This window comes from Chryseobacterium viscerum, assembly GCF_025949665.1.
GTDB lineage: Bacteria > Bacteroidota > Bacteroidia > Flavobacteriales > Weeksellaceae > Chryseobacterium > Chryseobacterium viscerum_A.
Map to the genome: position 1 here is coordinate 2,425,010 of NZ_JAPDFT010000001.1, position 14,434 is coordinate 2,439,443.

At 36.8% G+C, this 14,434-nt stretch carries 13 protein-coding genes; 9 read left to right on the forward strand and 4 right to left on the reverse strand.

The features are described 5' to 3' along the window. The first annotated feature begins 186 nt into the window (after nucleotides 1-186). Both OL225_RS10970 and OL225_RS10975 read left to right on the forward strand, forming a co-directional pair. Nucleotides 187-873, forward strand: a complete 687-nt coding sequence (locus OL225_RS10970) for a Crp/Fnr family transcriptional regulator (protein ID WP_264518276.1) — start codon at nucleotides 187-189, stop codon at nucleotides 871-873. A 101-nt stretch (nucleotides 874-974) separates the two neighbouring features. Next, the gene (locus tag OL225_RS10975) at nucleotides 975-1,370 is read left to right on the forward strand and encodes a VOC family protein (RefSeq protein WP_264518277.1); all 396 of its coding nucleotides are present in this window, start codon (nucleotides 975-977) and stop codon (nucleotides 1,368-1,370) included. 73 nt (nucleotides 1,371-1,443) lie between these two features. Here the strand turns inward: OL225_RS10975 and OL225_RS10980 are convergent, their stop codons facing one another. The 4 genes from OL225_RS10980 to OL225_RS10995 form a co-directional block, all read right to left on the reverse strand. Continuing rightward, a complete protein-coding gene (locus OL225_RS10980; protein WP_264518278.1) occupies nucleotides 1,444-2,391 on the reverse strand; it encodes an alpha/beta fold hydrolase in 948 nt (315 codons plus the stop codon). 154 nt (nucleotides 2,392-2,545) lie between these two features. After that, nucleotides 2,546-2,944 carry an ACT domain-containing protein gene (locus OL225_RS10985; RefSeq protein ID WP_264518279.1) on the reverse strand — a complete coding sequence of 133 codons (399 nt, stop codon included), beginning with the start codon at nucleotides 2,942-2,944 and terminating at the stop codon, nucleotides 2,546-2,548. Between the two features lie 471 nt (nucleotides 2,945-3,415). After that, the gene (locus OL225_RS10990) at nucleotides 3,416-4,069 is read right to left on the reverse strand and encodes a response regulator transcription factor (RefSeq protein WP_185097813.1); all 654 of its coding nucleotides are present in this window, start codon (nucleotides 4,067-4,069) and stop codon (nucleotides 3,416-3,418) included. Beyond that, nucleotides 4,047-5,753, reverse strand: coding sequence for a sensor histidine kinase (locus OL225_RS10995; RefSeq protein WP_264518280.1), 1,707 nt, complete (start codon nucleotides 5,751-5,753; stop codon nucleotides 4,047-4,049). The genes OL225_RS10990 and OL225_RS10995 overlap by 23 nt, the downstream gene beginning before the upstream one ends. Nucleotides 5,754-6,467: 714 nt before the next feature. On the opposite strand from OL225_RS10995, the gene OL225_RS11000 reads away from it, so the two are divergent. From OL225_RS11000 to OL225_RS11030, 7 genes are all read left to right on the forward strand, one after another. Then, nucleotides 6,468-7,655 (forward strand): FAD-dependent oxidoreductase, encoded by a 1,188-nt coding sequence (locus OL225_RS11000; RefSeq protein WP_264518281.1) that lies wholly within the window; start codon nucleotides 6,468-6,470, stop codon nucleotides 7,653-7,655. 14 nt (nucleotides 7,656-7,669) lie between these two features. Beyond that, complete coding sequence (locus OL225_RS11005; protein ID WP_264518282.1) at nucleotides 7,670-9,442, forward strand: flavin monoamine oxidase family protein; 1,773 nt, start codon at nucleotides 7,670-7,672, stop codon at nucleotides 9,440-9,442. 209 nt (nucleotides 9,443-9,651) lie between these two features. Then, a complete protein-coding gene (locus OL225_RS11010; protein ID WP_264518283.1) occupies nucleotides 9,652-10,608 on the forward strand; it encodes a helix-turn-helix domain-containing GNAT family N-acetyltransferase in 957 nt (318 codons plus the stop codon). A gap of 3 nt (nucleotides 10,609-10,611) precedes the next feature. Further along, nucleotides 10,612-11,022, forward strand: coding sequence for a DUF2000 domain-containing protein (locus tag OL225_RS11015; protein ID WP_264518284.1), 411 nt, complete (start codon nucleotides 10,612-10,614; stop codon nucleotides 11,020-11,022). Nucleotides 11,023-11,033: 11 nt separating this feature from the next. Beyond that, nucleotides 11,034-11,435, forward strand: a complete 402-nt coding sequence (locus OL225_RS11020) for a PaaI family thioesterase (RefSeq protein WP_264518285.1) — start codon at nucleotides 11,034-11,036, stop codon at nucleotides 11,433-11,435. A gap of 287 nt (nucleotides 11,436-11,722) precedes the next feature. Beyond that, nucleotides 11,723-12,862 (forward strand): vWA domain-containing protein, encoded by a 1,140-nt coding sequence (locus tag OL225_RS11025; protein ID WP_264518286.1) that lies wholly within the window; start codon nucleotides 11,723-11,725, stop codon nucleotides 12,860-12,862. A 69-nt stretch (nucleotides 12,863-12,931) separates the two neighbouring features. Further along, nucleotides 12,932-14,386, forward strand: coding sequence for a sigma 54-interacting transcriptional regulator (locus OL225_RS11030; protein ID WP_264518287.1), 1,455 nt, complete (start codon nucleotides 12,932-12,934; stop codon nucleotides 14,384-14,386). Nucleotides 14,387-14,434: the final 48 nt, after the last annotated feature.

Consider the following 14,434-nt stretch of genomic DNA (forward strand, 5'->3'; position numbering starts at 1 on the left):
CTTATAGAAAGTAAAAACAGCTTCTCTACAGCTTTCTGAAGTCTTCTGTTTCTTAATTCAAAATCAATTTTATTACTTTTGTAAAAGTAATTCGTTTAGGAAAAAAACCTGGTGATCTGCATCAGTTTAAAATGTGATTTAAGTTAAAAAACGGAGCGTTTATTCACTAATCTGTATAGAAAAATTATGATCTCAAAATTTATTTTCAATAATCAGTATCTTTTTGATGAGCTCCCTGAATATGATAAGAACCTGCTCACAGAAGCAATGAAAACCCGGAACTATCGTAAAAATGAGCCTATATTTACGGACGGAACAAAACCCAATGGCGTTTACTACCTCAATGAAGGAAAAATAAAGAAATACAAAGTTGATAATGACGGAAGGGAGCAGATTATTTACATTTACAGTTCCGGTGAATTTTTCGGTTATTCTGCCATTCTGAGTAATGAATCTTATGGAGACACTACCTCAACACTGGAAAATTCTGTTATCTCCTTTATTTCAAAAGACAGTTTTCTGGATATCCTCAGCCAGTCTTCAGTACTTTCAAGGCTGCTTCTGAAATCTTTAAGTCATGAATTCAGTGTCATGGCCAATCTTATTGCTGTTTTGTCTCATCGAACAGTCAGAGAAAGGGCTGCTTTGAGTTTGCTTATTCTCCATGATAAGTACAAATCCAATGATGAACCTGATCAGGAAGTATTCATTTCCCTTTCCCGTATAGATCTAGCGAATATGGTAGGAACAGCCAGAGAAACATTAGCCCGCATCATCAATGATTTTAAACAGGAAAAACTCATCAGATCTGAAGGACGAAAAATACAGATTATTGACTTTAAGCGGTTAATTCATATTGCTAATTTTTATTAGTAAAATAATTTAGCTTAAAAGCTTTAATTTTCTACTGACAACCTGTTGTCATAACCACCTGTTACCTTTGTTTAAAATTAGTTTAAACAAAAAAATACCTTATGAAACTTACCTCATTAAGACTCATCAGCAAAGACATCAAAGCAGCAGTAGAATTTTACGAACAAACCATGGGAGCAACTGCCAGATGGTATACTGAAGATTTTGCAGAACTTTCAGCAGATTCCATAACCATTGCCATAGGAAGTACCCGAACGATGCAGATGTTTTCGGAAGGTCTTACAGAATTCACAGGAACAAAATCAACCATTATTGAATTTATGGTTAAAAATGTAGATGAAGAATATGAAAGAATAAAAAGTATAGCCTCTGAAATTATCCAGGAACCTACAACAATGCCCTGGGGAAACAGATCTCTTCTATTCTGTGATCCGGATGGAAACATGATTAACTTTTTTACTCCGGTGAGCGTGGAAGCTGTGAAAAAATTCAACTAAGTCTTTCATCAATAAAAAACAACTCGCTGTACACACAACGAGTTGTTTTTCATATGAGTTTTAAAAATTAAATCTATTTCCCAAGGAACTCAATTGCTTTCGCTACAAAGGTATCATGGTATTGATAGAAAGAGGCATGTCCTGAATCCGGAAAAATCACCAATTCTGCATGATCTAGGTTCTGAGCCATATTTTTAGCATTCTGAACAGACACAGGAAGGTCATTTTCACCATGAACAATCAATACCGGATTTTTGATCTTTTGTATTTCCGTAAGAGCATCAGCATTGGGTTGAGCCCAGCTCAATACAGCGGTAAATTGTGAATTTGAAGCATTATCATTTAATGGAAGATCTCTGTCTGCTGTACGAAGCTGAATTCTTGCAAAAGCTGCTTTTCCTTCTGCTGTACTCTGAGCCGACTCTGTAAATCCGAATTTCAGGAAGGAAGCTTCAGGACTTAACCCCGCTGTTCCTGCAACAATATTAGGTAAGTTAGATAATCCGATTGCACCCTGAGGCCCTGTTCCGGTTAAAATCACTTTATTAATCAATGAGGGATGCGTCAGCACTATTCTCTGAGTAATAAAACCACCCATGGAAAACCCCATGATATTCACTTTATTTAAATTCAGCGCATTGATAAAATCGACTGCATCATCGGCCATTGCCTGAACGGTATTTGGAGTAATTCCTTTGGAAGAAGCCACTCCTTTATTGTCGAAGATAATGACTTTATATTTTTTTGCCAGTCCATCTGTCACTGCAGGATCCCAGTCATCCATTGAACCACCCAAGCCCGGCAGAAGCACCAATGGAATTCCATCTTCTTTTCCTAAAACGCGGTATGCAATGGCATTTCCTTTAACGTTTATAAATTGGGTTTTGGCAGTTTGGTGGTTTCTGTTTTGTACCTCCTGTACCGTGGGAGGTTCATTTTCTTCAGTGCAGGACACTGTTGCTACGGTAAAAAGAGTTAAGCATAATAGGCTAACGGCTGAAATTTTTCTGATTGTTTTCATTGTAGTTTATTTTTGTTTGATTATGGTGCAAACATAAAACACACAAACAGGCAGAACACTCAAAAGCTTTATCAACAGGACATTTTAGGAATTCAATTAGACATTTTTGAAGGTGAAAATTACAAGTGGAAAGTGTAAAGACAATTTTTACCCCCTAAGCCGTTTTCAAGGCATTGAGTGTTTTCATTGCTTTTTCAGCATCTTCTTTTGCAATAAAAATATGATCGTGAAAATAAGCAGCAACTACATTACAGCTGATATTTTCATGTTTCAGGGCATTTGCAAAGGCTGCTGTGAGCCCTACAGCCTCCAGAGAAGAATGAATATTAAGAGTAATCCATGAAGCAATATAACTGTAAGTGATACTCCATTCATCTGCAACTTCTCTTCTTAAAACTATGGTAACCGCCTCAGCTTCCCGAAAGAAAAATAAAACCTTTTCTATATCCGGTATCTCACTAAGGTTTTCAACGGCGCCAAACACATATTCTCCTGTATTTAATACCGGTTCCATATTCTGAAGCAGAACGGCCAAATCTTTTTCTCCTGTCATCTTTTTGGTACAAAGCTAAGATATAGATTGCAGCAGCAGTTTATCAAATGATAAAAAACAAGAAAGAAGGCTGTGTGCCTTCTTTTTTGTTTTGTAATTGTAACCTGTCAACTGAACCTCTTTATATGTATTTGTGTTTTTTTCATTTGGCTTTTTAAGAAGCCCGTTTAAGGTTATTCATCACCACATTTAATTTCATCAGTGTTTATTAATTTCATCATTTGTGTTTTTATAACTATCGTTTATTAATTGTATAGTTATAATCATTTGTTGTTTTTTGTGTATGAAATTTAAAATCCGAATAAGCTTTCTCATTTACTTTTTCATTACTTAAATTTCACAGTACAAAGGAACAACATTACAAAATAAAATCCTCTATAAACCCCATCGATACATCTCGATTTACTTATAGATATTTATCGATAAAACAAATTCTCTGATAATAAAAAGTGAAGAATATCCTACAGACTGCTATAATTTGTGGTGTGTTTTAATGAGGTCCACCAGTTCAACCATATTTTCTATCTTTAGTTTTTCAAAGATATTTTTTTTAATTGTACTTACTGTATTCTGTTTGATATTCAAGCTGTTTGAAATTTCCAGGTTTCCATATCCTTCAGCATAAAGTTCTGCAATCTGCAGTTCCCGTTTGGTCAAACTGTTGAGAGGGCTTATCAGATCCGGATTGTAAACAAGCTGTACCAATAAATTCCTCAAAAGATCAGAAAAATATTCTCCCTTCTCTATAAAAGTTGTGATCGCTTCTCTTACCTCTTCCTCTTCACTCAGTTTGCTCAGATATCCGTTAGCACCCGCTTTAATAAATTTAAGGCCATGCAGATCTTCTTCAAGTCCTGTAAAAATCAAAACTTTAAGATCAGGATTTATACTTTTCATCTGAGGCAGAATATGCAGACTGTTTCCGTCCGGGAAATGAGCATCAATGATAGCCATTTCAATTCCTTTGGATTCTATCAGCTCCAATACCTGATGTAATGATGAAGTCTGATAAACTTTAGCGTTGGGAACAATATCACTGATAACAATTTCCATTCCCTGGCGCACAATGCTGTGGTCGTCTGCCAGCAGGAATATAATTTCTTTATTTTGAATTGGTGTTTCCATTATTATTAATATTTAAATTGATCCTGAATGTCACTTTCGTTCCTTTGTGCAGTTTACTTTCTACTGATATATCACCATCAAAAAGCTCTACGATTTCCTTTACAAGATTAAGACCAAGTCCCGCCCCCAGATTATCTACTTCATCAGATACCATTCCCTGATAGTAAGGATCAAAAATTTTACCAAGATCAGATTCTGATATTCCTACTCCGGTATCTCCTACCGTTGTAATCAGGGAAATTTGATTTTCTCCTATAGGTTCAGTGGCCATAACGAGATCAATCTGTCCGTTTTCTGTAAACTTGTTGGCATTCCCCAGAATATTCATAAAAATCTGGTTGATTCTGATATTATCCGAATATACCTGTACTTCTTCAGGAATCCTGTCTGTTACCACAAACCTGTTGTTTCTGGTTTCCAGATATGGAGTAATTACCTTCACAATAGAACTGATCTCATCTTTAAGGTTGAAAACCGATTTTATAAGTTCTTTTTCAGCATTCTCATTTTTAGTGTATTCCAGGATCTGGTTAGATTGCAGCAGCAGGGTGCTATTCGTAAACTTGATAGATTTAAGATAATCCTTTATTGTTTCGTCCTCTGTAGTTCTGTGGATCTTATCTATAAAAATATTAATAATTTTTAACGGGGATCTCAGATCGTGGCTCAGCATTCCCAGAATTCTGTTTTTAAAATTAAGGTTCTTTTTAATCTCTTTATTAGCAGCATCTAGTTTTTGTTCATAAACAAACGCCATTCTTGTAAAATACATGATCAGAATGGATACAATAAACATAAGAATCATCAATCCCAATACCAGATATGTCCTAATTCTGTTATTATTGGAGCTCTGCTCGTTATATTCTTTTTCCAGTTCGGTTTTAAAATCTTTGATGGCATTTTCGTAGACTTCTATTAAGCCGTTACTATACACCAGAAGTTTACTGAAATTGCTGTAAAACTGCAGGTTGATTTTCTGTTTTTGGGCAGCAAGCATCTGTACTTTCTTTACTTCAGCAGCATAATGCTTATCCATAGACTTTATTGTGTTGTCCATTTTAGATTTAACCTGAGAAAGATCCAGCGTTTTGTTGTTGGTCATCGTGATTACCGTACTTTCTTTCTGAACATCCACTTTACCTGTTACAGCATCTTTTAAACGGCCAAAAAAACCTTTCTTTTTAACAGTGTCTGCATAGGTTCGGGTTTGAATCTTGAAATCTTCAAAATCATTTTTATATTTGGCAGGTTCGTACTGCTTATCCTCAATTTTTGATGGTGGATTCAGGGAAGTCTGGTATACAGAATCTATCAATGTTTTCAGTTTTGCAGTCTTTAAGGTATCCTGACTGTGAGCTGCCAGATTCTTTTTCAACCTCGGACTTGTATTTTCATATTCACCAATCTTATCAAAATTGATTTTAAGTTTTCTCAACGATTGAAAATATAACTGCAGCTCTTTATTATTCTGAGTAGCCATATATTTCTGAAGATGTTCCTGGGCATCCAGAAAATCTTTCCTGGAGTTATCCGTCAATCCTCCCAATGCACGGCTCTGCTCCAGCTGGTCTTTAATAAACTTCAGCTTCTTACCGTTGACAAATTCGTTATAAAAAAATATGGCGATAATGACCTGTATCAGTAAAATACAAAGGATCAATGAGTAATGAACAAGTTTTCTCAATTTAAAATTTAAGAATTTATATTTCATATTTGTTTATCAGTTAAATTAATTTCCTGACTACATAAGTCCATTAGATATTAGCCCTCAACAATATACTATTATTTTCAACAATTTCATAATAACAGTATATCATCTGATTCGCAAAGTTAAAGTAATTTTTGTCTTCTTATAATAATGAATATTTGATAAAACTCACAGAATTTATTTTTTTTTACTATTAAAATGCTTTGTAAACATTTAGTTTTATTTACGTAAATCTATTTTTTTAGATCAATTGCAAAAGTTGATGCTCTGTAAAATATTCTGCATCTGCTTATTTTATTATATCTACTGAATAATATCTAATCAAATAGAGAATGAAAAAAACAACTTTTCACTCCTGTATTTGATCATTTTAAAGAACCATTCTTCCTCTGTCTAACAAACTTTCCGGCCATTCAGTATTTCTACTCAATACCACAATTGGTAATTTACACTCTAAGAACATATATCCTCTTCTTTGTTACTTTGAAATGCTTATTAATAGTGATAATATTCCATGGAAAACCATGATATTCAGATGTACCGGAAAATTCGTCTCTACACTTCATCCATTGTATGAATGAAATTCGGAGAGTATTGAAGACCAGCAATGATGATACATTTCTACTTATTGCTGTCTTTACTTTTCTCTATTTCTACAATACGACTATAAAAAATAAAAACAAATAACCTATGATTACTGAAAACTACGACGTAATCGTCATTGGCGGAGGAGCAATAGGTCTTGCAACAGCCTATCATCTCGGTCAGCGCCAGGCTAAGACTTTGGTATTGGAACAATATACTTTTGTGAATCAGCTGGGCAGCTCTGCAGGAGTTTCCCGCCAGTTCCGGATCCCCTATCCGGATGAATATATGGTACAAATGGCTTTGGACTCTCAACCTTACTGGGATGAGCTCCAAAAAAAGACCGGTACCCCATTGCTTGATAAAGTAGGCACACTCTGGTTTGGAGATCCTGAAGTACATTCTACCGAAGGAAACATTGCTGAGGCAGAGAAAGCTTTAGAAGCCTTAGGAGTTCCTTATACCAACTTAACTTCAAAAGAAATTGAAGAGCAGTATCATTTCAAAAACCTGCCGGATAATTATGTAGGTCTATTTCAACCTGATGGAGCCAGCATTAATTTTAAAGCAACTATTGAAACGCTTCTAAGCCTTTGTCAGAAAGAAAAAACCGTAGAGCTCAGAGAAGATTCTCCCGTACTTGAGATCAAACAAAATGGTGAACTTTTTGAGCTTACCACTCCCAACGGAATATATATTGCCAAAAAGCTGGCCATTATTCCCGGGCCTTACATCAACAGTGTGATCAACTTACTGGATTTTAAAATAGAAGCTACCTACTGGAATATGTCCTCTGCTTATTTTAAAAAGACCGATCCTACGATACAATATCCAACCTGGTTTGTGTTCCAGAATGCAACGGGAGATAACGGCAATCAGTTTTACGGTTTTCCTTCCGTTGAATGGGATCATCCGGAATACATCCGCGTAGCACCGGATTTTGTCATCAACCCTTTGGAGGAACCAAGCGACAGAACATTGATTCCAAACCCGAAGGAACTCGCCTATACTTCCCAATGGATACAAAACCATATGACCGGGCTGAGCATTGCACCGGAATATACCTCAACATGTCTTATCGCTTTAAGCACAATTCCCAATAAAGAATTACTGATTGATTTTGCACCTTCTTATGTACCCAACCATAAAAACATTGTAGTATATGCCACAGGATGGGCTGCAAAATTCACACCCTTTTTAGGTAAAATCATGTCTGATCTAGCACTAGACGGACATACTGATTTTGACATTACCCCTTTCCGATTAGGATATAAATATTTCTTAGCACTTTAAAAAATTATAAAACCATGAACAGAGAAAACGTAAACAAAGATACACCGCTGTATCCGGGAATGCAGCCCGACCTGAAAGTAGAAGTAGCCATTATTGGTGCCGGAACTTCCGGACTGTACACTGCTTTTCGTTTGGTGGCAGACAATAAATATAAAGGTCATGAAGTCCAGATTTTCGATATGAGTGACAGATTAGGCGGAAGACTGGAATCCGTAGTTATGCCGGGAATGAACTTCTGGGGTGAGCTGGGAGGAATGCGTTATCTGACTTCTCAGGAAATTGTAACCACATTGATAGAAGGGTACCCATTGAAAGAACAGGACTTAAGCAAAAGAACCCCTGTTCTGAAAGATAAGATGACTCCTATCCCATTCCACATGGGAGAACCTGAAAAACTCCTGATGTACATCAGAAAAGAGCGTTTCAAACAGAATGCCTGGACAGAAGAACAAAAACATGACAACAAACTGATTACCCGCTATTATCTGAATGAAGGGGATGAAGGGTTCAGTTCTGATCAGCTATTTAATAAAATCATTTACAATGTTCTAATGGCAGATGCATGGGTGGCTGAAACCTATAAAGAACTGATCATTGCAGACCCTAACGGATATGATTATACATTTAAACTGACCAGCCGGGACTGGGATGCTATAAAACCAAGAATGATCTACAATTTTCCCGGTTCCCCTTATGACAAACGTCTGGTAAATGATATTGGTTTCTGGAACTTAATAAAGGATCAGGTTTCTCAGGAAGGGTATGAATTCTTAGCCAATGCCGGAGGGTATTATTCCAATACTATCAACTGGAATTCTGCTGAGGCATTTCCATATATGGTAGGAGATTTTTCTGCCGACACCACCTACAAAACCATTGAGGAAGGATATGACAGCATTGCCTATGCAGTAGCTAACACTTATATGGAATACGAGGGAGCCCGCATCTGGTCTGAAAACAAACTGATTACTTTCACCAAAGACCATAATTTAACAGCCACTCATAAATACGAACTCACGTTCCTGAATATCCAAAGTAACAAAACATGGAAAGTGTACGCCAATTCAATAGTATTGGGTATGCCAAGAAAATCACTTGAACTTCTGGATCAGAATAACTTCTTTTTTGACGCTAACAGACATCAGAAACTGAATAAAAACATCCGCTCTATCATCATGGAGCCTGCATTTAAAATCCTTATGGGCTTTGAAGGTCCATGGTGGAGAGATCTTGATATTTATTCCGGGCACTCTATTACAGACTTGCCTATGAGACAATGTTATTATTTCGGTACTGATGAAGAAACTAAAAATTCTATGCTGTTGGGAAGCTACGGAGATATGGAAACGGAAACATTCTGGAAAGCACTTTCTGATGACAAAGTTTTGTTTAAAGTAAGAGCTGCCAGATCTGCATCACTGGAAGAATTGCATAAGTTTGATGATGTTCAGGCTACAGAATTCATGGTGAATGAATTGATGAACCAGCTGAAAGAATTACACGGTATAGATATACCACAGCCTTATGTAACTTATTTCAGAGACTGGACAGATGATCCATATGGTGCAGGATACCATGCATGGAAAGCAGGTTTCTCTGTGAAAGATGTCATGCCTTACATGAGAAAGCCATTGGCAGATGAGCAAATCCACATTATCGGGGAAGCTTACTCTGATCAGCAGGGCTGGGTGGAAGGTGCTTTCTGTGAAGCTGAAAAAATGCTTCAGACCCATTTTAAATTAGACTGGCCGTACTGGCTGGATCCTGAATATTATTTAGGATGGTAATCCTGAATATATAATAAGATGATGATGTAAATAAAGCTCCGGACTTTTTCGGAGCTTTTTGTTTCTATTAATCAAAAATCAGAATTCCATATAACACACTCAATGTAAGCATCTTAATTCATTTAATATTTTTTTTAAATCAAAATATTTGTTGGAGTATTAATTAATTTATTACATTTGCATAACTAGTTATATAATCAATTATATTTATGGATTTATTTGAAAAAACAGGAAAAATTGCATTAGGCAGCAGATTGCGGTTTATGGCTTCCAATATTACAGAAGAAGCGGCGAAGATCTATGAAATGTATGATGTTGATTTTTCACCGAAATGGTTTCCGGTATTTTTTGTTCTTTCCGAAGAAGGTTCAAAAACAATAACCGAGATTGCAGAAGAAATAGGACATTCTCAACCTTCTGTAACCAAAATCATCAAAGAAATGACTACAGCGGGATTGGTGAAGGATAACCAGAAGTCCCAGGATAAAAGGAGAAATATTGCTGCACTGGCTGAAAAGGGAAAAGAGTTTTCTGCCAAAATAAAAGTTCAGTGTACAGATATTGACCATGCTATTGATGAAATGATTAGCGAAGCCACACACAATCTCTGGGAAGCACTTGCAGAATGGGAGCACCTTTTTGAACAGAAGTCTTTGCTCGCAAGGGTAAAAGAACAGAAAAAGGCCCGTGAAAGCAAAAATGTAAAGATCGTTGAATATGATCCGAAATACCAATCCGCATTCAAAGCACTCAATGAAGAATGGATTTTCACTTATTTTGAAATGGAAGAAGCAGACTATAAAGCCCTGGACAATCCGGAAGAATATATTTTAAATAAGGGAGGAAAAATTCTTGTCGCTTTATACAATGAAGAGCCGCTGGGAGTATGTGCTCTCATCAAAATGGAAGATCCGGATTATGATTTTGAACTGGCAAAAATGGCTGTTTCCCCAAAAGCACAGGGAAAGAATATAGGCTGGCTTCTGGGACAAGCGATCATCAAAACCGCAAAAGAATCCGGAGCATCAAAAATATATCTAGAAAGCAATACCATATTGAAACCTGCTATCAATCTGTATTACAAACTGGGTTTTAAGAAAGTATCCGGACGATCAACTCCTTATCAGCGCTGTAATATTCAAATGGAATTAAATGTAAACGATTAAAATATGTATGATAAAAAAGTAGCCATCGTTATAAAAGATGACCTGTTACCATGGCAAAAACTTAATGTTGCCTCTTTTCTGGCAGGAAGTATTGCTATTGAGTTCCCGGAAACTCACGGGGAAAAATTCATAACCGCAGATCAGGAAACGTTTTTACCCTTTATAAAGCATCCTACCCTTGTTTACAAAGCAGAAACTACAGAAAAAATTCAAAGAGCATTCCGCCGCTCAAAAGACCGTGATCTGGCCATTGGAATTTATACCCGGCAGCTTTTTGAAACCCGGTCAGGTGAAGAGAATGTTCTTGAAATAGCAAAACATCGTGCTGATGAACTGGATCTGGTTGGTATTATCGTGTATGGCGAAAATAAAAAGGTAGATAAGGCTTTGGATGGACTAAAATTTCATGAATAAAACCAATTATTATGTACGATAGAATACAACAAAGCTTTAACAGGCAAGGAATCATGAAAACAATTGGTGCCCAATTAGAAGAAGTTCAACAGGGACAGGTAAAAATTACCTGCAGATTTTCTGAAAACTTTACACAGCACAACGGATTTTTTCATGCCGGAGTTCTAACAACAATTGTTGACAGTGCCTGCGGATATGCAGCTTTAACAACTATGCCTGAAAATGCCAATGTCCTTACAGTGGAATTCAAGGTTAATTTTATGAAACCTGCCAATACAGATCAGCTTGTTGCCATTGGAAAAGTTCTGCAGGCAGGAAAAACACTTACCATTTGCGAAGGCTATGTCTATGATCAAAAAGAGGAAAAACTTATTGCAAAAATGACAGCAACGATGATTGCTATACAGTCATAGAACCCATTTTCTTCTCATCATACTACAATGCACAAATCTTTTTATTTGTGCATTTTTTATATAAATATTCATTATCTCGGTTCTGGTTAAAATATTAGCTGTTATATACTAATTCCATATCACCATCATTAGTTTTTTCTATTTCTCAGAAGGAATCTTGAGGTGATATTTTCCTAACTTTTCAGTTTGAAACAAAGTAAAAGAATACAGAATATTTCTAACCGTTTCATTTTATAATAAACTAAAATATTCAAAAGCAAATAACAGCAAAACAGATTCATCATCTTATGACAGATAAAAATTTTAATCCTCAGAAAGGCTTTATATTCAGCAAACATGTGCCGGAGGAATTATCGCATTTTGACAGGGTCTTTGATGTTTTCAAAGATTTGCTCACCCATACCTCCGGAGATATTGAGGAAGCCTTTGAATGGCTTGATATGCTTGACAAGGAATATGATATTTTTGACGAGGAATATACCCTTCAGGATTTTGAAGAAGATTTGAAAAAAAGAGGTTATATCAAAGAGGAAGACCCTGAAGAAGGCAATACCGGAAGTGGAAAAGGCAAAAATATATTAACTCCAAAACTGGAAGCAGCCCTTCGTGAGTATGCATTAGATCAGATTTTTGGAAAACTGAAGAAAAATGGAGCAGGAAATCACCGCACTACCAAAACAGGAATTGGTGACGAACGTGATGGTGAAAACCGTTCTTTCCAATATGGAGACGACTTAGCAGCCGTAAACATGACTGAAAGCTTAAAAAATGCACAGATCAATAACGGAATTTCAGACCTTCGTCTTACAGAAGACGATCTTATTGTAGAAGAAACCAAACATAAGGCACAGATGAGTACCGTCCTTATGATCGACATCAGCCACTCTATGATCTTATATGGTGAAGATCGTATTACTCCTGCAAAAAAGGTTGCCATGGCACTCGTGGAACTGATTAAACGGAAATACCCCAAAGATTCCATTGATATCATCGTCTTTGGAAATGAAGCATGGCCCATTAAGATCAAAGACCTTCCCTATTTAAAAGTAGGCCCTTACCATACCAATACAGTGGCTGGTCTGGAGCTGGCAATGGATATTCTCCGCAGAAAAAGAAATACCAACAAACAGATTTTTATGATCACCGACGGAAAACCGAGCTGTATTCAATTGCCAAGCGGAGAGTTTTATATGAACAGTTTTGGCCTGGATGAAAAGATTGTTAACCAATGTCTCAACAGAGCAGCACAGGCCAGAAAATTGAAAATTCCCATTACTACTTTTATGATTGCCCAGGATCCCTATCTGCGTCAGTTTGTAGAAGAGTTTACCGCTCAGAACAAAGGGAAAGCATTTCTGACAGGGCTATCAGGTTTAGGCCAGATGATTTTCGAGGATTACGAAAAAAACAGAATAAGAAGAATATAGAGGTTGGATTTCAAACTTCATCAAAGCATTAAAAATAAAATCTTACCAGATAATTAGCAGTATAAGAAAATGAAAAACGATATTACATTCAAAGAATTAAAAGACTCCGGCTATACCCATAAAACGATTAATGAGGAAATTCAGACGAACCTGATTGCCAGGATTAAAGCTAAAGAGCCTGTATTTGAAGGACTTTGGGGCTACGAAGACACTGTGGTTCCCCAATTGAAAAAAGCCATTCTTGCCGGCCACCACATCAATTTATTAGGTTTACGCGGACAGGCAAAAACAAGAATTGCAAGAAGCATGGTCAATCTACTGGATGAATACATGCCTATTGTAAAAGGATCAGAAATCAATGACAGCCCGTTTCATCCGATTTCAAAATTTGCCAAAGATCTCATTGCAGAACTGGGTGACGAAACTCCGATTTCATGGGTACACCGCTCTCACCGTTTCTACGAAAAACTGGCAACTCCGGATGTGAATGTTGCTGATTTAATTGGTGACATAGACCCCATTAAAGCAGCTACTTTAAAACTTCCCTATTCCGACGAACGTGTTTTACATTACGGAATGATTCCGCGTGCTAACCGTTCTATTTTCGTTTTAAATGAATTACCGGATTTACAGGCACGTATCCAGGTTTCCCTGTTTAATATTTTGCAGGAGGGTGATATTCAGATCCGTGGTTTTCAATTGAGAATGCCTCTTGATATTCAGTTTGTTTTCACAGCCAATCCGGAGGATTATACCAACAGAGGAAGTATTGTAACTCCGCTGAAAGACAGAATCGGGTCCCAGATTTTCACCCATTATCCAAAAACAATTGCTCTTGCCCGACAGATCACAGAACAGGAAGCATTGATTTCCGCTGAAGATAAAGCACAGATACTAGTTCCTGATCTGGCAAAGGATCTTTTGGAGGAAGTTGCTTTTGCAGCCCGTATCAGTGAATATGTAGATGCAAAAAGCGGTGTCAGCGCCCGTCTTACCATCAGTGCTATGGAGAATTTAATTGCAGCAGCCAAACTGCGTCTGATTGAATCCGGGGTTGAGCGAACCACCGTCCGCCTGCTTGATTTTATGTCAATTATCCCATCCATCACAGGAAAAATTGAACTGGTTTATGAAGGAGAACAGGAAGGCGCAGATTATGTCGCCAAAATATTGATTGACAAAGCGGTTATGACCCAATTTGAAAGTATTTTCCCACGTATTTCCAAACTGGAAAAAGAAGGGATCAAAACTCCATACACTGACCTGATCAGATGGTTTAACAAAAACCATTTAGAACTTTATTACAATGATAGTGATGAAGAGTTTTATTCTAAGCTTGATAAAATAGCTCCTCTGGCAGCCGTAGTGGAAGAAAACGCTTCCGGATTCAGCCCGGAAGATCAGAATTTCTGTAAAGAATTAATTCTTTGGGCATTAACCATCAGCAATAAAATTGATAAGTCTGAAAATCAAAATACTTTTACTTTTGATTCACCGGGTATTGGTGAGTTTCTACGAAACTAGATTCATTAATATCCAATAGATAATAAGAACCCTTCAGATCAGATCTGA

Excerpts from the sequence above, each read along its gene's own strand:
- OL225_RS11020 (WP_264518285.1), top strand. The coding sequence starts at position 11,034 with ATGTACGATAGAATACAACAAAGCTTTAACAGGCAAGGAATCATGAAA.
- OL225_RS11030 (WP_264518287.1), top strand. The coding sequence starts at position 12,932 with ATGAAAAACGATATTACATTCAAAGAATTAAAAGACTCCGGCTATACC.
- OL225_RS10990 (WP_185097813.1), bottom strand. The coding sequence starts at position 4,069 with ATGGAAACACCAATTCAAAATAAAGAAATTATATTCCTGCTGGCAGAC.
- OL225_RS11015 (WP_264518284.1), top strand. The coding sequence starts at position 10,612 with ATGTATGATAAAAAAGTAGCCATCGTTATAAAAGATGACCTGTTACCA.
- OL225_RS10975 (WP_264518277.1), top strand. The coding sequence starts at position 975 with ATGAAACTTACCTCATTAAGACTCATCAGCAAAGACATCAAAGCAGCA.
- OL225_RS10980 (WP_264518278.1), bottom strand. The coding sequence starts at position 2,391 with ATGAAAACAATCAGAAAAATTTCAGCCGTTAGCCTATTATGCTTAACT.
- OL225_RS11025 (WP_264518286.1), top strand. The coding sequence starts at position 11,723 with ATGACAGATAAAAATTTTAATCCTCAGAAAGGCTTTATATTCAGCAAA.
- OL225_RS11010 (WP_264518283.1), top strand. The coding sequence starts at position 9,652 with ATGGATTTATTTGAAAAAACAGGAAAAATTGCATTAGGCAGCAGATTG.
- OL225_RS10985 (WP_264518279.1), bottom strand. The coding sequence starts at position 2,944 with ATGACAGGAGAAAAAGATTTGGCCGTTCTGCTTCAGAATATGGAACCG.
- OL225_RS10970 (WP_264518276.1), top strand. The coding sequence starts at position 187 with ATGATCTCAAAATTTATTTTCAATAATCAGTATCTTTTTGATGAGCTC.
- OL225_RS11000 (WP_264518281.1), top strand. The coding sequence starts at position 6,468 with ATGATTACTGAAAACTACGACGTAATCGTCATTGGCGGAGGAGCAATA.
- OL225_RS11005 (WP_264518282.1), top strand. The coding sequence starts at position 7,670 with ATGAACAGAGAAAACGTAAACAAAGATACACCGCTGTATCCGGGAATG.